General features: G+C 28.4%; 21 protein-coding genes. All 21 read right to left on the reverse strand.

The window, feature by feature from the left end; genetic code table 11:
• Positions 1 to 9: 9 nt before the first annotated feature.
• Positions 10 to 1,017, reverse strand: a complete 1,008-nt coding sequence (rfbB, locus tag ACN6I1_RS10730; RefSeq protein ID WP_419741922.1) for a dTDP-glucose 4,6-dehydratase — start codon at positions 1,015 to 1,017, stop codon at positions 10 to 12.
• Positions 1,014 to 2,294, reverse strand: coding sequence for an O-antigen ligase family protein (locus tag ACN6I1_RS10735; RefSeq protein ID WP_419741923.1), 1,281 nt, complete (start codon positions 2,292 to 2,294; stop codon positions 1,014 to 1,016). Before ACN6I1_RS10735 ends, rfbB begins: the two co-directional genes overlap by 4 nt.
• 33 nt (positions 2,295 to 2,327) lie before the next feature.
• The gene (gene rfbC / locus ACN6I1_RS10740; RefSeq protein ID WP_419741924.1) at positions 2,328 to 2,885 is read right to left on the reverse strand and encodes a dTDP-4-dehydrorhamnose 3,5-epimerase; all 558 of its coding nucleotides are present in this window, start codon (positions 2,883 to 2,885) and stop codon (positions 2,328 to 2,330) included.
• A gap of 2 nt (positions 2,886 to 2,887) precedes the next feature.
• Positions 2,888 to 3,802 carry a glucose-1-phosphate thymidylyltransferase RfbA gene (gene rfbA / locus ACN6I1_RS10745; RefSeq protein WP_419741925.1) on the reverse strand — a complete coding sequence of 305 codons (915 nt, stop codon included), beginning with the start codon at positions 3,800 to 3,802 and terminating at the stop codon, positions 2,888 to 2,890.
• A gap of 19 nt (positions 3,803 to 3,821) precedes the next feature.
• The gene (gene rfbD / locus ACN6I1_RS10750) at positions 3,822 to 4,679 is read right to left on the reverse strand and encodes a dTDP-4-dehydrorhamnose reductase (RefSeq protein ID WP_419741926.1); all 858 of its coding nucleotides are present in this window, start codon (positions 4,677 to 4,679) and stop codon (positions 3,822 to 3,824) included.
• Positions 4,680 to 4,699: 20 nt separating this feature from the next.
• Positions 4,700 to 5,608 (reverse strand): glycosyltransferase family 2 protein, encoded by a 909-nt coding sequence (locus ACN6I1_RS10755; RefSeq protein WP_419741927.1) that lies wholly within the window; start codon positions 5,606 to 5,608, stop codon positions 4,700 to 4,702.
• 21 nt (positions 5,609 to 5,629) lie between these two features.
• Positions 5,630 to 6,541: a glycosyltransferase family 2 protein gene (locus ACN6I1_RS10760; protein WP_419741928.1), complete on the reverse strand. Its 912-nt coding sequence runs from the start codon at positions 6,539 to 6,541 to the stop codon at positions 5,630 to 5,632.
• Between the two features lie 11 nt (positions 6,542 to 6,552).
• Entirely contained in the window at positions 6,553 to 7,728 is a 1,176-nt protein-coding gene (locus ACN6I1_RS10765) for a glycosyltransferase (RefSeq protein WP_419741929.1), read from the reverse strand.
• Positions 7,729 to 7,741: 13 nt separating this feature from the next.
• Positions 7,742 to 8,815, reverse strand: a complete 1,074-nt coding sequence (locus ACN6I1_RS10770) for a mannose-1-phosphate guanylyltransferase (protein WP_419741930.1) — start codon at positions 8,813 to 8,815, stop codon at positions 7,742 to 7,744.
• Positions 8,815 to 10,530, reverse strand: a complete 1,716-nt coding sequence (locus ACN6I1_RS10775; RefSeq protein WP_419741931.1) for a phospho-sugar mutase — start codon at positions 10,528 to 10,530, stop codon at positions 8,815 to 8,817. Before ACN6I1_RS10775 ends, ACN6I1_RS10770 begins: the two co-directional genes overlap by 1 nt.
• A gap of 16 nt (positions 10,531 to 10,546) precedes the next feature.
• Entirely contained in the window at positions 10,547 to 11,236 is a 690-nt protein-coding gene (locus ACN6I1_RS10780) for a sugar transferase (RefSeq protein WP_419741932.1), read from the reverse strand.
• A 159-nt stretch (positions 11,237 to 11,395) separates the two neighbouring features.
• Positions 11,396 to 12,112, reverse strand: a complete 717-nt coding sequence (locus ACN6I1_RS10785) for a CpsD/CapB family tyrosine-protein kinase (protein WP_419741933.1) — start codon at positions 12,110 to 12,112, stop codon at positions 11,396 to 11,398.
• A gap of 1 nt (position 12,113) precedes the next feature.
• On the reverse strand, positions 12,114 to 12,806 hold the full coding sequence (locus ACN6I1_RS10790; protein WP_419741934.1) for a YveK family protein: 693 nt from the start codon (positions 12,804 to 12,806) through the stop codon (positions 12,114 to 12,116).
• A gap of 198 nt (positions 12,807 to 13,004) precedes the next feature.
• Positions 13,005 to 13,817 carry a stalk domain-containing protein gene (locus ACN6I1_RS10795; RefSeq protein WP_419741935.1) on the reverse strand — a complete coding sequence of 271 codons (813 nt, stop codon included), beginning with the start codon at positions 13,815 to 13,817 and terminating at the stop codon, positions 13,005 to 13,007.
• Between the two features lie 19 nt (positions 13,818 to 13,836).
• Positions 13,837 to 14,538, reverse strand: coding sequence for a hypothetical protein (locus ACN6I1_RS10800; protein WP_419741936.1), 702 nt, complete (start codon positions 14,536 to 14,538; stop codon positions 13,837 to 13,839).
• Between the two features lie 121 nt (positions 14,539 to 14,659).
• On the reverse strand, positions 14,660 to 15,334 hold the full coding sequence (locus tag ACN6I1_RS10805; RefSeq protein ID WP_150843222.1) for a CpsD/CapB family tyrosine-protein kinase: 675 nt from the start codon (positions 15,332 to 15,334) through the stop codon (positions 14,660 to 14,662).
• Positions 15,312 to 16,031 (reverse strand): YveK family protein, encoded by a 720-nt coding sequence (locus ACN6I1_RS10810; RefSeq protein ID WP_419741937.1) that lies wholly within the window; start codon positions 16,029 to 16,031, stop codon positions 15,312 to 15,314. Before ACN6I1_RS10810 ends, ACN6I1_RS10805 begins: the two co-directional genes overlap by 23 nt.
• Before the next feature lie 314 nt (positions 16,032 to 16,345).
• A complete protein-coding gene (locus ACN6I1_RS10815; protein WP_419741938.1) occupies positions 16,346 to 17,257 on the reverse strand; it encodes an LCP family protein in 912 nt (303 codons plus the stop codon).
• Between the two features lie 110 nt (positions 17,258 to 17,367).
• Positions 17,368 to 18,729 (reverse strand): sensor histidine kinase, encoded by a 1,362-nt coding sequence (locus ACN6I1_RS10820; protein WP_419741939.1) that lies wholly within the window; start codon positions 18,727 to 18,729, stop codon positions 17,368 to 17,370.
• Positions 18,726 to 19,388 carry a response regulator transcription factor gene (locus tag ACN6I1_RS10825; protein WP_419741940.1) on the reverse strand — a complete coding sequence of 221 codons (663 nt, stop codon included), beginning with the start codon at positions 19,386 to 19,388 and terminating at the stop codon, positions 18,726 to 18,728. The genes ACN6I1_RS10820 and ACN6I1_RS10825 overlap by 4 nt, the downstream gene beginning before the upstream one ends.
• A gap of 24 nt (positions 19,389 to 19,412) precedes the next feature.
• The gene (locus ACN6I1_RS10830; protein WP_419741941.1) at positions 19,413 to 20,096 is read right to left on the reverse strand and encodes a PepSY domain-containing protein; all 684 of its coding nucleotides are present in this window, start codon (positions 20,094 to 20,096) and stop codon (positions 19,413 to 19,415) included.
• Positions 20,097 to 20,210 lie beyond the last annotated feature (114 nt).

A 20,210-nucleotide genomic window follows, 5' to 3' on the forward strand; every position in this document is an offset into this window, starting at 1 on the left:
ATTTTTTAATTATAGTTTCTCTAATTTTTTATAATTACCATTTATTATATTTTCCCACCAAGTCTTATTATCTAAATACCATTTTATAGTCTGTTGTATTCCTGTATCAAAGTTATATTTAGGTTGCCAACCTAACTCATTTTCTAGTTTAGTTGGATCTATTGCATATCTTAAATCGTGCCCTGGTCTATCTTTTACATAACTTATTAAACTTTCAGGTTTTTCTAATGATTTTAGTATAGTTTTAACAACTTCTAAGTTAGTTCTTTCATTATGTCCTCCAACATTATAAACTTCACCAACTTTACCTTTATGTATTATTAAGTCTATAGCTGAGCAATGATCTTCAACATGAAGCCAGTCTCTTACATTTTCCCCATTTCCATAAACTGGTAAAGATTCATTATTTAATGCTCTAGATATCATTAACGGAATTAATTTTTCTGGGAAATGATATGGCCCATAATTGTTAGAACATCTAGATATAGTAGTTGGTAATCCAAAAGTTCTTTGGTATGAGCTAACTAAAAAATCTGCACTAGCTTTAGATGCTGAATATGGAGAACTTGGGTTTAATGGAGTTTGTTCTGTAAAAAACAAATCAGTTCTATCAATTGGTAAATCTCCATAAACTTCATCTGTTGATACTTGATGGTATCTTTCAACTTCAAATTCCTTAGATGCATCAAGTAGTACTTGTGTCCCAACTACATTTGTTTTAACAAATATGCCTGGTTCTTCTACTGATCTGTCAACATGGGACTCAGCTGCAAAGTTTACAACTATATCAAATTTTTCTTCTTTAAATAAATTAAATATAAATCCTTTATCTGCTATATCACCTTTAACAAATTTATAATTTTGCTTATCTTCTACTCCTTTTAGAGTTTCTAAATTTCCTGCGTATGTTAATGCATCTAAATTAACTACCATATAATTTGGATACTTATTCACCATATAATGGATAAAATTACCACCAATAAAACCTGCTCCGCCAGTTACTAATATTTTTTTCATAAAATCTTATCTCCTTTTATTAATTCTTGCTTTTCAATTTTACTACTTAAAGCTACTATTATTAAATAAAATTTCATTATTTCTATAAATCCAAAAGCATCCATTGTACAATTGTATAAAACTAACATAAAAAATATATATTTTATCGTAAATATTGCATTTCCACTTAAACACTTATTTAAATAGTTAACATTTATAATTATAAAAATTATTAGTAGAATTAATCCTATTAATCCATTTTCATATAATGTCGTAAGATAAAAATTATCTATTGCATTATTAAAATTATCTCTATATGATCCAGCTCCTAGTCCCAAAATTGGTGATTGATTAAAACCATCTTTTACAAATTTATAATCTTCTAATCTCATTTCTACACTAGTATCATTCGCTCCTTGAGGAAATAACACATCCAAGTTATTCATAAGTATATTTGTTATAAAACTAAAAATTATTATAACTACCAAACAAAGCACTATTTTTTTTATAGGGTGTTGTTTCTTAGATACTATAGCCCTAATAAACATAAATATATAAAACGATATTGTAATAGCTATAGCAGTCCTTGAATATGTTAAAAATAAACAGTAATTGGTTAAAATTAACGATATTATAAGTATACTTCGCCTTACAATTTTATTATTATATAAGTAAAATAAGTACGGAATGTATAAGCTCAATACAGTCCCAAATGCTAAAGAGTGTGTATAAACAGAAGATATTCTAATTGTACTCCCTCTGTAAAATATTGTATTTAAATCAGCATATTGTTGTTGAGTTTTAGGTAGCCACCTAAAAATAGGTAAATTTAAAACATCTATTTCTAAACTTTCTAGTATGCCCACTACTAGCACAGCCATCATAATATATACAAAACACTTATTTAGTTTGTTTTTATCTTGAACTATAGAAATAACAGCTACAAATAGCGCAAACTCGACATATAAAACTATATACTTTATACTAGGAATTACATATGATTGATTTATACCTAGTATAGATTGACTCGCTAGGGATATAAGTCCAATCAGTATCATTGGCAAAAATAAGTAGACATAACTATTATTAGCTATAATCTTATTCATAATTTTAGGCCAAAATAAAAATAAAATTATAAATAGTATTATTCGATCCATAAAAAGAGTAAATCCTGCTAATTCTATACCAAATATCTTACTACCTATTAATGCACTTGATATTAGCAGGCATATAAAAAATTCATATATTTTAAATAGTTTTATTGAATTTTTATTGTTATTTAAGCTATATACGTCCATAGCATCTTCTCCTTTTAAGTTATATATTGTGGGTTAAAAATTTAGTTTTAATTGTGATAATTTTTTTTGTTTTTTATCTTTCGTTGAAAGTATTATATTCTCTACATATTCAAGTGGCCACTCTATACCCACATCTGGATCGTTCCATAAAATTCCACTATCGTACTCTGGTGCATAATAGTCTGTACACTTGTAATTGAATACTGCTTCGTCCGATACAACTAAAAAACCATGTGCAAATCCTTCTGGAACATAAAATTGCTTTTTATTTTCAGATGTAAGAAGTACTCCTTCCCATTTCCCAAATGTAGGTGATCCTTTTCTTAAATCTACAGCAACATCATAAACAGCTCCTTGAGTCACTCTAACAAGCTTTCCTTGTGTGTGCTTAGTTTGAAAATGCATCCCTCTTAATACACCTTTTTTAGATTTGGACTCATTATCTTGTACAAATACCATATCAAGCCCAGCTTCTACAAAATCTTTTCTATTGTAGCTTTCCATAAAGTACCCTCTATCATCTCCGAATACTTTAGGCTCGATTATATATAAATCTTTTATTTTTGTTTTAGTAAATTTAAAATTACCCATAATTACACCTCTACAGTCGCTGCCACTAATTCTTCTACATCTTCTTGATCATTTTTTTCCATAGATACTTTTAATAAATATTGACCATACTCTGTTTTCATTAGTGGTTGTGCTAATTTTAATAATTGTTGTTTATTTATATATCCTTTTCTATATGCAATTTCTTCAAGGCACGCTATATAAAGGCCTTGTCTTGTTTGAACTGCTTCAACATAGTTACATGCATCTAGTAAGCCTCTGTATGTTCCAGTATCCAACCACGCCATTCCTCTTCCTAGTAATTCAACTTTTAACTTACCTCTTCTTAAATATTCATTATTTATAGATGTTATTTCTAATTCGCCTCTATCTGATGGCTTTACATTTTTTGCAATGTCTACCACATCATTATCATAGAAATATAGACCTGGTACTGCATAGTTTGATTTTGGCTCTTTTGGTTTTTCCTCTATTGATAAGACATTATATTCTTTATCAAATTCTACAACTCCAAATGCTTGAGGATCTACTACATGATATCCAAATATAGTAGCTTCTTCTCTTTCAACAGCATTTTGTAGTCTTTCACTAAATCCATATCCATAAAAAATGTTATCTCCAAGAACTAATGCAACTTTATCATCTCCTATAAACTCTTCTCCTATAATAAATGCTTCTGCTAAACCATTTGGTTTATCTTGAACTGCATATTCAATATTAAGTCCTAATTCTGATCCATTTCCAAATAATTCTTTAAATGTATTTATATCTCTAGGTGTAGATATTATTAAAATATCTCTTATCCCAGATAGCATAAGAACAGACATAGGATAATATATCATTGGCTTATCATATATTGGTAATGATTGTTTCGATACTGATTTTGTTATTGGGTATAGTCTAGTTCCCGATCCCCCAGCTAATATAATTCCTTTCATGTTAAAACTCCCTTCTATTTTAATTACAAGCTAAACGTTCTTCTTTTAAGTATTCCTTTAACGCATCTTCCCAATTTCTAAATGAATTTAATCCTACTAATTTAAACATAAAATTATCCAGAACAGAGTATTGAGGTCTTGGTGCAAGGCGTTTGAATTCTTCACTTGTGACTGGGTTAACTTTTATATCTATGTCATTAATTTCAAATATTTTTTTGGCAAAATCATACCAGCTACATTGCCCTTCGCAAGTTCCATGATAAGTTCCATAATACTCAGTGTTTATTAACGCTATGATTGCTTTTGCTAAATCTACAGTACTTGTAGGACTTCCGAATTGGTCATTTACTACGTTAAGTTCTTTATTATTTCCCGATAATTTTAACATTGTTTTTACAAAGTTATTTCCATCTCCATATAACCAAGCAGTTCTAACAATAAAATATTTAGAGCAAAACTCTTTAGTGAATTGTTCTCCCATTAACTTACTCTTACCATATATTGAGTTTGGGCAAGTTCTATCATCTTCTTTGTATGGTCTCGTTCCTTTACCATCAAATACGTAGTCAGTAGATACTTGTACAAACTTGGCACCTATTTTTTCACATGTTAGAGCTAAATTTCTTGGGCCAATAGCATTTACTTTATATGCATTATCTATATCTTCCTCACATAAGTCTACTGCAGTATGAGCTGCACAGTTTATTACTACATCTGGTTTTTCTAAACTTATTTTTTCATCTACCTCATCGAAGTTTGTTATATCCAAATTACTTCTATCTGCTTTTACTAGTTTATATACTTCTCTTTGTTTTTCTAATTGAGCAATTATTTCTAATCCTAATTGTCCACTTGCTCCAGTTATAAGAATTTTCATCATATTCCCTCCGATAACTTCTACTGTTTAAAATAAAATGAGTGCATACTCATTTTTTTTACTAGTTTTAATGGAATTTTCTTGTAGTTTTTTCCTAATTTATATCCTATAAATCTAAATCCACTATCTACTATTAAATGAGGTATCAAATATACCTTTTTTTCTTTTACTAAATAACCAATTGCCGATTTTACGTATTTAATTCCCTCTGATTCAGATTTAACTCCTCTAAAATAATAACTACTATCTGTAAAAACGACCCCTACATCAAAGTTTCGCTTAAATTGCTGTATATATGTATAATCATGAGAATGTATAACTTCAGCTTTTGAACTATAACATACTTTTTTATCGTTAAATATCAATTTGGATGATATAATCATATCTTCATTCATTATAGTTTTCTCCGGAAATCCGCCTACATTCCAAAAGCTTTCTGTTTTAAATGCAGAACATACGTTGCTTAAGAAAAATGTCTTAACTCCTAATTTATAAATATCAGCTTTTGATTTTGTGATATTCTTATCTGAATAGTTGAATTTTCTTGCAAAAATTTCAATAGGACTTGCATTTTCCCTCGGTAACTGTCTTCCATAGGTTGCTACTGTATTATCGTTCAAAGGTTTAATAAGCTCCTCTATGAATCTGTCGTTCTTAGGCATAGCATCTTGTGTCATAAAAATTAAAATATCGCCTTTAGCCTGTTTTGCAGCTTTATTTCTAGTTCCTCCATGATCGAACTCTCCATCATTTATTTCCAGAAACTTTACAATGCTAAATTTATTACAAATTGATTTTGTATTATCCTTTGATGCCGTATCTATAACTATTATTTCTGACGGCTTTATGGTTTGGTTTATTAAGTTTCTAATTAATGTATCTATATACTTTTCAGCATTTCTAGTTGGGATTATAATGCTTATATCCAATACGTATCACTCCATATATTGTTAAATTTTTTCTAAATCTTTATATCCAAATTTTTTGTTGTAAAAATCTTTTATTGCATGCATTACGTACTTATAACTCACCTTTTTTCTTACAGGCTCTGCTAAAATTTTCATAAAATAAAATACATAAAATCTTAAACTATTAATTTTATTTTTACTATATTTACTATTAAATAGCAATCTATTTCTTGTCATATAGTAAACTACCATAGGAGATACCGTTCCTCCTGTAGATGCACTTACTTTATGATATATCTTACTACTTGGATCATATATTAACTTGTATCCATATTCAAATGCTCGCTTACAAAAATCAACATCCTCCATATATAAGAAATATTCATCATCATATAATCCAATATTTTGAAACACATCTCTTCTGATGAGTTGTAAACATCCTGTAAGAAATGTAACTTCTCTTATTTCATCGTTTATATCATTTTCATTTTTGTCTATACCATAATTTACTCCTATTGCTTTGTTTTCTTCAATGTATCCACCAGCTGCCCAAACTATATTTTTGTTTTTGTGATACATTATTTTCCCTCCACTAATTCCTATATTAGTATCAGTTTCCATTATATTTACCAACGGTCCTAAAAAATTAGGTTCAACTACAGTATCATTATTTAGTAAACAAATATATTCGGCTTTATGAATCAAAGCATACTCAATTCCTAAATTATTGCCTCCAGAAAATCCTAAATTCACTTCACTCTCAATAAACTTTATCTTTTCATTTTTTAATATAAAACTTTTTATAATTTTTACAGATTCATTAGTTGATTTATTATCCACAACTACAATTTTATAGTTTCTGTATTCTATACGTTCCAAACTTTTAATGCACTCTATAGTGTCACTATATCCATTGTAATTTAAAATTATTATATAAACACAAGGTTCTTTCATTCATACACCTACTAACTATTTAAAAATTTATTCAAACTATTTATTTTTGTACCATAATCATAATCTTTTTCAATTAACCTTAATCCTTCTTTTGATAATTTAGTTAGTTCAGCTTCATTAGCTAACATGTAATTAATGCTATCTATAAATTCTTTAGCATTATTATTTATGTATGCATTTATTTTGTTTTCCAAATTTATACCTTCTGCACCTATATCTGTTGTTATAACAGGAATTCCTGCCGCTAAACTTTCTAAAACTTTGATTTTGATTCCTGCTCCATATCTAAGCGGAATCACAGATAAGTCTACATAGTTAAAGTATACTGTTGGGTCTTCTACAAAACCCGTTACAATTATATCTTCACTTGCTAAGTTTTTAATTCTGTCAGTAGGATTAGACCCTACTATAAAAAATTTAATATCATAATTAGTTTTATTTATATAAGGCCATATATCATTTATAAAAAAAAGAACTGCATCTTCATTTTCTTTTCTATTCATAGCTCCCCAAAACATTATATTAAATGATTTATGTGGATGTTTAGTAGTTTTAAATTTATTAAAATATGGTACTAATACATCTACATTTTCAAATTCTGAAAGCAAATTTCGGTCTTTATGGTTTAATGTATATATATAGTTATATTTTTTAAGCATCTTTTTTTCATAGACTAAAAGTCTGTTATATTCTGCTTTTAAAATCATTCTTTTTATTATATTTTTTGAATTTTTATATTTTCTTTCAAATGATAAAAAAGACACATCATGTTCAAATACACATACTTTTAAACCAGGGGTTATATTTTTTATAATATCTATGTATGCTATGTTCTGAGTATAATCTACAAGAACATAATCATATTTTTTCTTTGAAATCAAATTTTTTAGCAAAGTTATTAACTCTTTATCAAATCGCACCCCACAAATTAATGGTTTTTCTATATTTAAAATTATATTTTTAATTTTATTAAATTTTGTTATAGGTATAAAGTATTGTTCATCTATATACTCTAAACTTATTTTTTCAAAGCAACTAAATTCATCTTTATTTATTAGCCCAATAACATCAATTTTACTAGTTGGATAGTTATTCTTAACTGTCTCTATTATGTCAAATGTCACATTTACTCCAGCCTGTGATGCATTTCTCTTTGGTACAAATGAGGTTAAATAAAGTATATTCATATACATGTCCTTTCTATAAGTAAGATACTTTCTTCTGTTCTTTTAATTCTTCAACTATGAACTTAACATCTTGTGCTCTATCCTTTGGGCAAACCATAACCGCATCTTCTGTAGAAACTACAATTAAATCCTTAATACCTACTGCAGTTACAAGCTTTTCATCAGAATAAACTACTGAATTTTGAGTATCAATTGCTATAGTTTCTCCCCTTCGTATATTTCCTTGATCATCAGTAGGGAATATACTACCTAAAACATCCCAAGAACCTACATCATTCCATCCAAAGTCACCTGGGACAACTACAACATCATTGCTTCTTTCCATTATTCCATAATCTACTGATATTGATTGAATTGTAGGGTATATTTTTTCAATCATTTCAATTTCTTGCTCAGTACTCATATATTTGCTTAATTCTTCTAACTTGTCATATAACTTTGGTAAATATCTTCTAAAGTCTTCTAAGACTTTAGATACTTTCCATACAAACATACCACTATTCCATAAATATCGTCCACTTTCTAAATATTGAAGAGCTTTGTTATACTTTGGTTTTTCTACAAACTCTATAACCTCATGTGAAAATTGTCCTACCGTTTCACCTTTATCGAAGTTTATATATCCATATCCAGTTGATGGAAATGTAGGTTTTATACCTATAGTAACTATTTTATCGCTTTCATCAGCTACTTTTATTGCTTTATTTAATACATTTAAAAATTCTTCCTCATGCTTTATGTGATGATCTGCAGGGTATATACACATAATTCCATCACCATGTTTTTTCATTATATTAAATGCTGCATATCCTATTGCTGCCGAAGTATTTCTAGCATCAGGTTCTACTAGTATATTTTGAGTAAGTAATCTATCTTTTGTTGTTTCTTTAAGTGGTTCTACTTGTTTTTTATTAGTTACAACAAACAAATTTTCTTTACATGATAATTTATTTACTCTATCAATAGTTTCATTTATTAAAGTGTCTTCTCCACTTAGGTTAAGTAACTGTTTTGGAGTTTCTTGTCTGCTAATAGGCCAGAAACGAGTTCCTCCCCCTCCAGCCATTATAACGTTAAATATTTTCATTATGCATAAACACCTTCTTTTAATATAGAATCAATTGTATTATTCATAACTTCTTTTATTTTTTCTAATTTATTATCAACTTCTACTTTATTTTCTCCATTACACCCAAAGTAGAACTTTATTTTCGGTTCTGTTCCTGATGGTCTAACCGCAATCCAAGTTCCATCTTCTAATATAAATTTAAGTACATCTGATTTTGGTAAATCATCTATACCATTTTTATAATCTTTTATTTCTATAACTTTTATATCGGCTATTTCATCAACTGCTGTATTTCTAAAGTAGCTCATTATAGATTTCATTTGTTCCATTCCATCTATTCCTTTTAAAGTAATTGACTTTAATTCTTCTTTAAAGTATCCATACTTTGAATAAACTTCTTGAAGCCCATCATATAATGACATTCCTTTATTATAGTAATAAGCTGCCATTTCAGATATTAAAAGAGCTGATACCACTCCATCTTTATCTCTTGCATGTGTACCTACTAGGTATCCGTAACTCTCTTCGTATCCCATTATAAATGTAGCTTCATTAGAAATTTCAAATTCATGAATTTTTTCTCCTATAAATTTAAATCCGGTTAATGTATTTATAAATCCAACTCCATAAGATTTTGCAATCTTTGCTCCTAGTTCTGAAGTTACTATTGTTTTAACTATTGTAGGATTATTCATAGTTTTTATTTCATCTACTCTATTACTTAATACATAATCAACTAATAATGAACCCACTTGATTTCCATTAAGAACTACATATTCACCATCATTGTCTTTTACAACAACTCCAACTCTATCACAGTCAGGGTCAGTTCCTATTATCAAATCTGCTCCATTTTTTTTTGCCATTTTTATAGCAATATCAAATACTGCTTTTTCTTCTGGGTTAGGGTACTCAACCGTAGAAAAGTTGCTATCAGGTAATTCTTGTTCCTTAACTATAGATAAATTTTTAAATCCAACTTCATCTAATACATTTCTTATAGGTATGTTTCCTGTTCCATGTATAGGTGTATATATAATTTTTAAATCTTTTCCTACTTTATTTATTAACTCTTGATTTATAACTTGTTTTTTTACTGCATCTATAAAAGCAATATCTACACTTTCATCAAGTTTCACTATTAACTCGTTATCTTCACTAGTTGTCGGAATAGTATTGTACTGTTCTATTTTATTTACTTCATTGATTATTTTCCCTGCTATTTCTGGACAAACTTGCCCTCCATCGCTCCAGTACACTTTATATCCGTTATATTCTGGTGGATTGTGACTTGCAGTTATTACAACTCCAGCTACACAATTTAAGTGTCGTACTGCAAATGAAAGTTGCGGAGTTGGTCTTAAACTATCAAATATATATGCTTTAATTCCACATGCAGCTAATGTTTTAGCGGTTTCTAAACAAAACTCTTTACTTTTGTGTCTACTATCATACGCAATTACTACCCCTTTTTTCTTACCTTCATTTCCACATTTATTTAATATGTAATTTGCAAGCCCGTATGTAGCTCTTCTTACTGTGTATTTATTTATTCTATTGCTCCCGGCTCCTATTACACCTCTCAGTCCACCTGTTCCAAACTCTAGATTTTTATAGAACCTGTCTTCTATTTCTTTTTCATTTTTCCCTATACTTAAAAGTTCTTTTTTTGTTTTTTCATCAAAGTATGGATTATTTATCCATTCATTATAATTTTCAATATAACTATTCAACTACTTTCACCCTCTTTTAATATGCTCCATCTTTTTTTATTACTTTCAAAACTGTCATAAAAATTATATATATATCTTTTAATGTACTTCTCGTTTCAACATATTCCATGTCTAGTTCTACTCTTTCTTCATAAGTAGTATCACTTCTGCCTTTAACTTGCCATAATCCTGTAAGCCCTGGTTGTACAGTTTTATAAAACTCCGAATATTCTCCATAAAACTCGAGTTCTTTAGTTACTATTGGCCTTGGCCCAACTATAGTCATTTGTCCTATTAAAATATTAAATAATTGCGGTAATTCGTCTAAGCTAGTTTTTCTTATGAAGTTTCCTACTTTCGTAACTCTTGGATCATCTTTTAACTTAAAAGTTTCTGCATACTCTTTTTTCTGAGCTGTAGTAAAGTGCTTTTTCATTTCTTCTGCATTTGCAAACATTGATCTAAATTTCAAACAAGGAAATAACTTACCGTTTTTGCCCACTCTTTTATGTCCAAATATAACCTTGCCTTTTGGATCTTCTACTTTTATTGCAATTGCAACTATAATAAACACAGGAGACAAAAGTAATATCCCTAAAAATGAACCAACTATGTCTATAGTTCTTTTTAAAAATAAATATATAAAAGAATTTTTAACTTTTATGTCTCTTAGTGCAACCGTACTTTCATTTCCTATTTCTTCTTCAAATAGAAATCTTTCTGACATTCATTCTCCCCCTTTAATATAATTTTTAAATTTTAATATAAAGTTTTTTAGGTAGCATCCGTAATATATATTTACAAGGGTGCTACCATAACCCCTAAGCAATTATTTTCAAATTTTCATAATGTTTAACTTGTTTTTGCACTGAAATTTTCGCCGATTTTAGTGCTTCTTTTTCTTTTTATGTTTAGATACCCTACTTGAATCACTTTGATCATAATAATAACTATAGTAACCATACGAACCATTTTTTTCTATATATTTATTAAGTACGGCACCAATTATATTTGCTTTAATTTTTTCTAGTCTTTCTTTCGCCATTTTTGCTCTTTCTGTTTCTACATCTTTAGATCCAACTACCAAAATTGTTCCATCTGCATAGTTAGCTAAAACCCCTGCATCCATTATAATTCCTATAGGTGGTGTATCTATAAATATATAATCGTAATAATCTCTTAATACATCTATAAATTCTCTCATTTTTTTAGACTCTAACATTTCCCCTGGGTTTGGCGGTGTAGTACCCGTTGTTAAAATCTGTAGATTTTCTAATTCTGTCATTTGCACGCATTGTTTTAATTCTTTTTTACCTGTCAAAACATCAGTTAAACCTAATGCATTAGGTTTACTAAACATTTTGTGAACACTTGGATTTCTAAGATCAGCATCGATTAGTAAAACTCTTTTTCCTTCTAAAGAAGCAAAACTTACAGCTAAGTTAGATGCAACTGTTGTTTTTCCTTCATCTTGTTTAGAACTTGTTATTACTATTGTTTTCATTTCATTGTCAAGTTTTGAAAATTGTATGTTAGTTCTAATACTTCTATATGCTTCAGCTATTGGTGATTTTGGATCATTAAATGCTGTTATATTTATCATCTTATTTACCACCTTTCTTACCTTTATTTTCATGAGGTACTACTCCTAGTAGTGGTAATCCTAAGTGTTTTTCTATATCTTGTGGTGTCTTTAATTTGTTATCTAAGTACTCAAGTAAGAATATAACAAATAAAGATATCATTATTCCTAGTACTGCGGCAATTGCAACATTCATTACTTTATTTGGTTTTATAGGTTTTTTAGGGACAATCCCTTTATCTATCACCTTTACACTGTTAGCTTTTGTTATTCGCTTAACTTCCTTAGTGAATGCTTTCGGTATAGCGTTTGCTATATCAGCTGCTCTTTGAGGATTTGTATCTTGGATTGATACTGAAATTATTTGAGTTTCATTAACTGACGAGACGTTTATTTTATCGGCTATTTCTTCGTAACCACCTTTTATACCTAGTGATTTTGTTACTTCGTCTAATACTGCCTTTGATTTTATTATTTCTCCATAAGTTACTGCTAGCTTTTCAGAAACGTTTATCTGATCAGTTGTTATGACATCAGTTCCAGGTGCCTTATCACTATTTACCAAAATAGTTGTGTTTGATTCATATACTGGACTTAGTACAAAAAAGCTTATGATTGCGCTTACGATCATTGCTACCGATGTTATCAAAACTATTATCCATGCTCTTTTTTTGATAATCTGAAAATACTCTTTTAAGTCGATAGTCTCTTCCATTTTCCCCTCCATTTTCTTGTTTTTTTGCTTGTTTTCTTCGTTTTTCTGCCTATTTTGATCTATTTTACGTGCTATATATTAGCATTTAATACCATTTTTGTATATAGTTTCTACAAAGGATCTCTTTATTTTACATATATCGACTTTTTCAGAATATTCTTTAGGATTTTTTCGACATTTCTTGTTTTTCCTTAATTTTTACTGTTCTGTACTAGTTTGAGAATCATTATTTTGTGAGTTATCAGTACTAGTATTTCCTCCATTTGTATTGCTTCCGTTATTACTTTCAGTGTTATTATTGTTATCTTCACTAGATCCATTATTTGAACCAGTGTTGTTATTATTTGAGTTATTATTGTTACTACTATTATTATTTGAGTTATTACTTGAATTATTATTGTTATCCGGTTTACTAGTAGTGTTGTTATTTGAATTATTATTATTATTATTGTGATTATTGCTTGGTTTACTTGGTTTACTAGGCTTTGTTGTAGTTTGAGGTTTTTCTTGAGTTTCTTTTTTAGGTTCTTCTTTTTTTACTTCAGAACTACTTTGAGGTACTTCTTTTTTAGGTTCTTCCTTTACTGTTGATACAGTTTCTTTTTCAACTTTGTTATTTATTATTAATTTTCCATCTTCTACATCAAAGTTTAATAAGTTAGCACTTTTCAAAAACTGTGGAGATACATATAACTCTTTATTTTCATATATTGGTTTTGTATCTATTGGAACTTTATATCCGTTAATTTCTTTTTCTTCCAATGGATAGTAATCTTCATCTACTTTTGCAAAAGATGATTTTGTTTGAATCGTTATTTTTGTTGAATTTATGTTTGCTTTTAATTCATCTTTAGATTCCTCTACTTCTCCACCTAGTTTTTTTACTAATGTTTTAAAAGGAACATAATCATGTCCATTTTTTTCAACCATTTTTATTTCATTTGCAAATGCAAGAGTTGTTGTAGATAACGCTAGTACTGTTGTTAATGCTAGTATTTTTTTATTTTTCATAGTGTACTCCTTTCTAATTTTATATTTCTACTAATTCATTTTGTATAACTAAGCTTTTGTTTTCTGATGTATATTCCCAATTTGGTGCTTGCTCATTTTTGCTATATGCTTTTATTTCTAAGTTATCTATTTTTTTATCTTTGTTTAAATTTTTTATTGTTTCTCCTAAAAACTTCATTTGACTTAATGCCTTTTCAGGTTCTTTTATACTTTCAAGACTTAATGAAATTTGAGTTTTTCCATTTACATCTTTTATAGATTCTACTGCATAATATTGAGGTACACTTTTAGGTTCTTCTTTTATTGTATGGTATGTTTGAATTTCTACTTGTTGTTGATCTACTGCTTTTATAAGAGTTTGAGTTTTATCTGATTCGTAGTTGAAATTTTGTGCTTTTTCTTTATCATCGAATATATATATATTAAAGTTTTTATTCATATCCTTTATTATATTTTTTGAAAGTTGTCCCATTTCCTCTTTATTGAAGTTCTTTTTTTCTAAAATTATAAATGTGTTTATTCCATCTTTTTCTTCTTCTTTTATAATTTCATAGTCGTCTTTAGATATGGTTATTTGAGATTTAGAGCTCGATACTCTAGATACGTAATGTTCTTCTTTAGATTTAAAAGATCCCCCCATGAGTGTAAATCCTAATACTACAACTACAGTTAAAGAGCAAGCTATAGCTATAACAAGTTTTTCATTTCTTTTATACTTCATCATTATTTCCTCCTAATATTCACTCTCTGATATAATATAACATTTACTTTTTTATTTTTTTGCCTAAACTTGTCGAATACAAAAAAGTTACCTTAAAAAATAGGTAACTTTTTTAAAAGTTTTATGCTCCATAGTAATAGTTATAGTATCCGTAAGATCCATTAGTGTCTTCAAACTTGTTAAGTACAACACCTAGTATGTTAGCACCTACTTTATCTAATCTTTCTTTTGCTATTTGTGCCATTTCTATATCTACTTCTTTTGATGCAACTACTAATATACTTCCGTCTGTATATGTAGATAGTATTCCTGCATCAGTTATTATTCCTATTGGTGGTGCATCTATAAATACATAGTCATAGTAATCTTTTAAAGATTCTAAGAATATTTTCATTTTTTTTGATGCCAACATCTCTGCTGGGTTTGGAGGTATTTTACCGCAAGTTAATACTTCTAAACCATCTACTTCTGTTTTATTAACACATTCATCAAATGATTTTTGTCCTGTTAAAACATCTGTAATTCCATGAGTGTTGCTTATATTAAACATTCTGTGTACTGTTGGGTTTCTTAAGTCTCCCTCAACTACTAGTATCTTTTTACCTTCCATAGCAGCAAAGCTTACTGCTAAATTAGCTATTACTGTACTTTTACCCTCATTTTGTTGAGAGCTTGTTACTAGTATTGACTTTATTTCTTTATCTACATTTGAATATTCTATATTAGTTCTTATAGTTCTATATGCTTCTGATATTGGTGATTTTGGATTTCTTTTAGTTATTAGTCTTTTTAGCATGCTTTTTTCTACCTTTCTTTTCTATATTTTCGTTAGGTACTACTCCTAGTGTAGGTAAGTTCAGATATTTTTCTATATCTTGAGTTGTTTTCATTTTTCTATCCATAAATTCTAATAAGAATACTATGAATAGTCCTATCATAAACCCTAATACTCCAGCTATTGCTACATTCATAACTTTATTAGGTTTTACTGGATCTTCAGGTAATCTTGCCTTATCTATTACTTCAACACTATTTGCATTCGTTATCCTTTTTGCTTCTTTAGAAAATATTGTAGGTATAGCATTAGCTATTCTCATTGCTCTACTTGGACTTGTATTTGTTACGCTTATAGATAATATTTGAGTGTCCTTAACTGGTTCTACTTTTAAGCTATTAAGTAGCTCATCATAAGTCATATTTAAATCTAATTTATTTATTACTGAATTTAGTACTGATTTTGATTTTATTATTTCACCATATGTTAACGTTAACTTTTGAGTAACATTTAACTGGTCTCCTGTTATCATGTTATTAGTTGCAGCACTTTGTTCTGCATTAACTATTAAAGTTGTACTTGCTTGGTATTCTGGTTTTAATACAAAGAAACTTATAAGTCCGCTTATTATCATTGCTATTACAGTTATTAGTGCGATTATCCACGCTCGTTTTTTAATTATTTGGAAATATTCCCTTAAGTCTATCGTTTCTTCCATTTGGCCCTCCTCTTAGTGTTTTAAAAATATATTATTTTATATAATTAAAATTCATATATTTTCCCCATACGATTTATGTATCGACCCCTTATTATAAAACTTTACACCTTTTAGCTAAATTTTTCAATTTTTTTACACATTTCGTCAAAATAAATTTCACTTTTACCAATCACAAAAAGCTATCTAATTTAGAGTATAAAATAGAAAGCCTTTAAGTTTTAGCGACCTTTAAAGCATTCTTTCCGCTTTGGGAGCAAAACTCAAAGTCTTTCTATCGATACCTACTCTAAATAGATAGCTTTATTTTACCTCACTTATTGTTGAGTATAATTTTTATAATCAAATATGAATTTTTTAAGTTGTTCGTTATTATATTCTTTATCCCAAAGAATTACCCAGCCTTTTTCTTGACTTAAAGTTTTTCCCTCTCTATGTCCATCAAGTGGGAATTCAAGTTGTGGGAATTCTGTAAAGTTCATTTTTATAACCTTATTAGCTAGCTTAAATATTTCCATTGGAGGCATATTAGTTTTTGTATATCCTAATATAGTGTTTCCTATTTCCATAAGATCTCCAGGATTGCTTGCTAGTTTGTTGTATGCAGCTTGCATAACAGTTCTTTGTCTATTGTCTCTTTGATAAGCATCATCTGCATATCTTATTCTACTGTATGCCAGAGCTTCTGCTCCATTTAAAGTTTGTTTACCAGCACTGTCTACGCCTTGGATATAACTTACCTCTTTAGGTAGCACGTCTATTTCAACTCCACCCATAGCATCTATAATTTTTTCAAAAGAACTAAAGCTTACAACAGCATATTTATCAATTTTTAGTCCAAAGTTTTTATCTATAGTTTGAAGTAAAAGTGCAGGCCCTCCATAAGCATAAGCATGAGTTAATTTCTCTTCTCCATAACCTGGAATTTGCACATAAGTATCACGTGCAAGAGAAGTTATTCTAATATCATTATTTTTTTCATCAATAGTTAAAACCATCATAGAGTCAGATCTATTTCCCTTGTCTAGGTTGTTTCCATCAACTCCAGCTAATAAGATATTAGTTATACCATCTTTGTCGTCTGCTTTTTCAATCTTATTTTTCACGTCTTTAGCTGCACTACTATCATATATAGAGTTTAGCTTAAAATAAAAATAACCAAAAGCCACAAGCGGAATAGCTATTATAAACACAACTAATCCTATGACTATTTTTTTTAAAGTACTCATAAAATCCTCCCTCATTAATATGGATATACATATATTATCATATATAAATACCTGATACTACTTATTTATATTTACATTAAATAAAACCAAGGCTTTAATCTGTCCTTGGTTTATTGATTGCATTCTATAAGTATCTCTGTTCCTATTCCAACTTCACTTTTAATTTTCAATTTGTACTTGTATAAATTAATTATTTGAGCTGCAATAGATAGTCCTATTCCAAAGCTATTGTTATATTTTCTTGATTTATCAACTCTATAGAATTTATCTGTTATCTTTGGAATTTCTTCTTTTTCTATTCCTATGCCATTATCCTTTATAGATATGTACATTTTCCTTTTTTCTCTGTACACTTTTATTTGTATTTTCTTTTCATCTTTTTCACAGTACTTTATAGCATTATCTATAAATATTATGAAAAGTTGCTTAAAATGTTTCTTGTTCATATAAATATAAGCATCTTTTTCACACTCAAATTTAAAATCAACATCTTTTCTTATGACTTCAAAGTCATATATAATTTGATCGATTGAAGCTTCTAAGTTTATTTTTTCTATTTCTTCATCAACTATTGTTTTGTTGTCTAACTTTCCAAGTTCTAATAAATCATTTACAAGTTTTGTCAATCTATCAACTTCATCTAAACTTATTTTAAGCGATTTATTTAGTGTTTCAGGATCATTTTTCCCCCATCTATCTAACATCTTTAAATGCCCTTTTAATATGGTTAAAGGTGTTCTAAGTTCGTGTGATGCGTCTTGAACAAACTGTCTTTGTACTCCAAATGAATGTTCAACTGAGTCCATCATCTCATTAAATATTATATTAACTTTATCAAACTCATCTTTTGGATTTTGTATATATACTCTACTTGTTATTCCTTTTTCTTGTACTTCTTTCATAGTGTTGCTTAAGTTGTTTAATTTTTTTATAAACTGTCTTGATATATATATTCCTGCTATTAAACTTATTATTAATCCTATTATCAACATAAAAACAATTATAAGGATTGTATTTTCCAGGAAATCATCATATAATTCACTTTCTCGCTCTAAATACATATAGTATTTATGATTGCCTATATGCACAGGTGTTATTAAACTTACCTTGTCGTTATTTACGCTCAAAGATGTATCTATAATATATGAACTTGGTTTTTGATAATTGAAATGTTTAGGTTTTTCATCCATTGTATTTAAAATTTCTTTGTTATCTGAATTATATATAATAGCGTTTAAGTTCATAGATTCTAAAATTTCTTTTTGCACTTCATCCGAGCTGTTGTTATTAAGTAAAATTTCTAATTCATTGGCTCTTGATTGAATTTCTTCTTTTTCATATTTTATAGTCCAAACTCTAAATACTATAAATTGAGATATATAAGTTATTAAAAATATTACCACTATAGATATAAACGATATAAGAGTCATTCTCCAAAATGTCGATAAAGATTTTAGTTTCTTTATAATCATCTTAAAACATATCCTACACCACGAACAGTATGTATATAATCATCATTTTTTAATTTTGATCTTAGATGCCTTATATAAACATCTACTACATTAGTTTCTGCATCGTAATCATAACCCCATACATGTTCTAATAAGTAGTCTCTAGTTAATACTTTATTTTCGTGTCTTATTAATTGAAGTAATAGTTCGTATTCTGTTGTAGTTAAATTCACTACTTCATCTCCACACTTCACTATTCTAGCTTCTATATCTATAGTTATATCTTTAAATTTCAAAGTACTTGTGTTGTTGTTGCTCAAATTAACTCTTCTTAATATTGTTTCTATTCTTGCTAAAAGTTCCTCTATTGCAAATGGCTTAACAATGTAATCATCCGCTCCCATTTGTAGTCCAGAAACTTTATCCATAACATTATCTCTTGCTGTTAACATTATTATAGGTGTGTTTTTTGATTTCCTTAAACGTCTACAGACTTCTAGACCGTTTAAGGTTGGTAACATTAAGTCTAGTATAATCATATCATAATCTTTTTCTAGGGCCTTTTCTAAGCCTTCTTTTCCATCATTACACATTTCAGTTTTGTATCCTTCATGTGATAATTCCATATTTATAAATGATGCTATATTTTCTTCATCTTCTACTATTAATACTTTGTACAAAAAACTCACCTTCTTATATATTTATTAATCCAAATTGCTTATACCTTGCTTTGTGTTTTCATAATCTATAGTTTCATTATTTTTATCTGAGGTAGAATCATAGTTTTCTATATCTACTACTTCACCAGTAACAGAATCAACTTCTACTTCTTTTATTATATTATTTTTATCTTTTATTTTAAACTCATACACTATAGACCTTCTATCATCATCTATTTCTTTATCTACCCCAATAACTTCACCTTGTACCTTTTTCAATGCAATATTTTTAAGCTCTTCTTCTGAATATTTGCTCTTAGATTTTATTTCATTATAATTATAGCTTTTTTCATCATTACTGTCATAATCTTTATCATCTTTTTCATTATGATTTTCCATATCTATTATAGCACCAGTCTTTGAATCTAACTCTATTTCATTTAACATGTTGTTTTTATCTTTTATTTTAAACTCATATACTACAGACATATTATCATCATCTAAATCCTTTTTAACTCCAACAACATCTCCTGGGATTTGCTTTAAAGCTACCTTTTCTAATTGCGCTTGTGAATAATTTTCATTCGACTTTACGTAAGCATAAGCTGCACCTGTACCTAAAACGCTCAATCCAATAGCTCCACTTATCGTTAAAACTGCAAATTTTTTAAACTTTCCTTTATAACCCTTTAAATTTTCTATCTTATTTATTACATCTTCCTTTTTCATAATCAATACCTCCATAAAGTTTTAATTTTTACTATGAGCTTATTATATATAGCCATCATGAAAACTACTTTAAACAGGCATTAACTTGACATAAAAATAATATTAAAATTTTTT

Origin of the sequence: Paraclostridium dentum, from assembly GCF_048568265.1 — a bacterium.
Taxonomy (GTDB): Bacteria; Bacillota; Clostridia; order Peptostreptococcales; family Peptostreptococcaceae; genus Paraclostridium; species Paraclostridium dentum.

Bases quoted from the DNA above. Each gene is read 5' to 3' on its own strand.
- rfbB (WP_419741922.1), bottom strand. From the start codon at position 1,017: ATGAAAAAAATATTAGTAACTGGCGGAGCAGGTTTTATTGGTGGTAAT.
- ACN6I1_RS10735 (WP_419741923.1), bottom strand. From the start codon at position 2,294: ATGGACGTATATAGCTTAAATAACAATAAAAATTCAATAAAACTATTT.
- rfbC (WP_419741924.1), bottom strand. From the start codon at position 2,885: ATGGGTAATTTTAAATTTACTAAAACAAAAATAAAAGATTTATATATA.
- rfbA (WP_419741925.1), bottom strand. From the start codon at position 3,802: ATGAAAGGAATTATATTAGCTGGGGGATCGGGAACTAGACTATACCCA.
- rfbD (WP_419741926.1), bottom strand. From the start codon at position 4,679: ATGAAAATTCTTATAACTGGAGCAAGTGGACAATTAGGATTAGAAATA.
- ACN6I1_RS10760 (WP_419741928.1), bottom strand. From the start codon at position 6,541: ATGAAAGAACCTTGTGTTTATATAATAATTTTAAATTACAATGGATAT.
- ACN6I1_RS10765 (WP_419741929.1), bottom strand. From the start codon at position 7,728: ATGAATATACTTTATTTAACCTCATTTGTACCAAAGAGAAATGCATCA.
- ACN6I1_RS10770 (WP_419741930.1), bottom strand. From the start codon at position 8,815: ATGAAAATATTTAACGTTATAATGGCTGGAGGGGGAGGAACTCGTTTC.
- ACN6I1_RS10780 (WP_419741932.1), bottom strand. From the start codon at position 11,236: ATGTCAGAAAGATTTCTATTTGAAGAAGAAATAGGAAATGAAAGTACG.
- ACN6I1_RS10785 (WP_419741933.1), bottom strand. From the start codon at position 12,112: ATGATAAATATAACAGCATTTAATGATCCAAAATCACCAATAGCTGAA.
- ACN6I1_RS10790 (WP_419741934.1), bottom strand. From the start codon at position 12,806: ATGGAAGAGACTATCGACTTAAAAGAGTATTTTCAGATTATCAAAAAA.
- ACN6I1_RS10795 (WP_419741935.1), bottom strand. From the start codon at position 13,817: ATGAAAAATAAAAAAATACTAGCATTAACAACAGTACTAGCGTTATCT.
- ACN6I1_RS10800 (WP_419741936.1), bottom strand. From the start codon at position 14,538: ATGAAGTATAAAAGAAATGAAAAACTTGTTATAGCTATAGCTTGCTCT.
- ACN6I1_RS10805 (WP_150843222.1), bottom strand. From the start codon at position 15,334: ATGCTAAAAAGACTAATAACTAAAAGAAATCCAAAATCACCAATATCA.
- ACN6I1_RS10810 (WP_419741937.1), bottom strand. From the start codon at position 16,031: ATGGAAGAAACGATAGACTTAAGGGAATATTTCCAAATAATTAAAAAA.
- ACN6I1_RS10815 (WP_419741938.1), bottom strand. From the start codon at position 17,257: ATGAGTACTTTAAAAAAAATAGTCATAGGATTAGTTGTGTTTATAATA.
- ACN6I1_RS10820 (WP_419741939.1), bottom strand. From the start codon at position 18,729: ATGATTATAAAGAAACTAAAATCTTTATCGACATTTTGGAGAATGACT.
- ACN6I1_RS10830 (WP_419741941.1), bottom strand. From the start codon at position 20,096: ATGAAAAAGGAAGATGTAATAAATAAGATAGAAAATTTAAAGGGTTAT.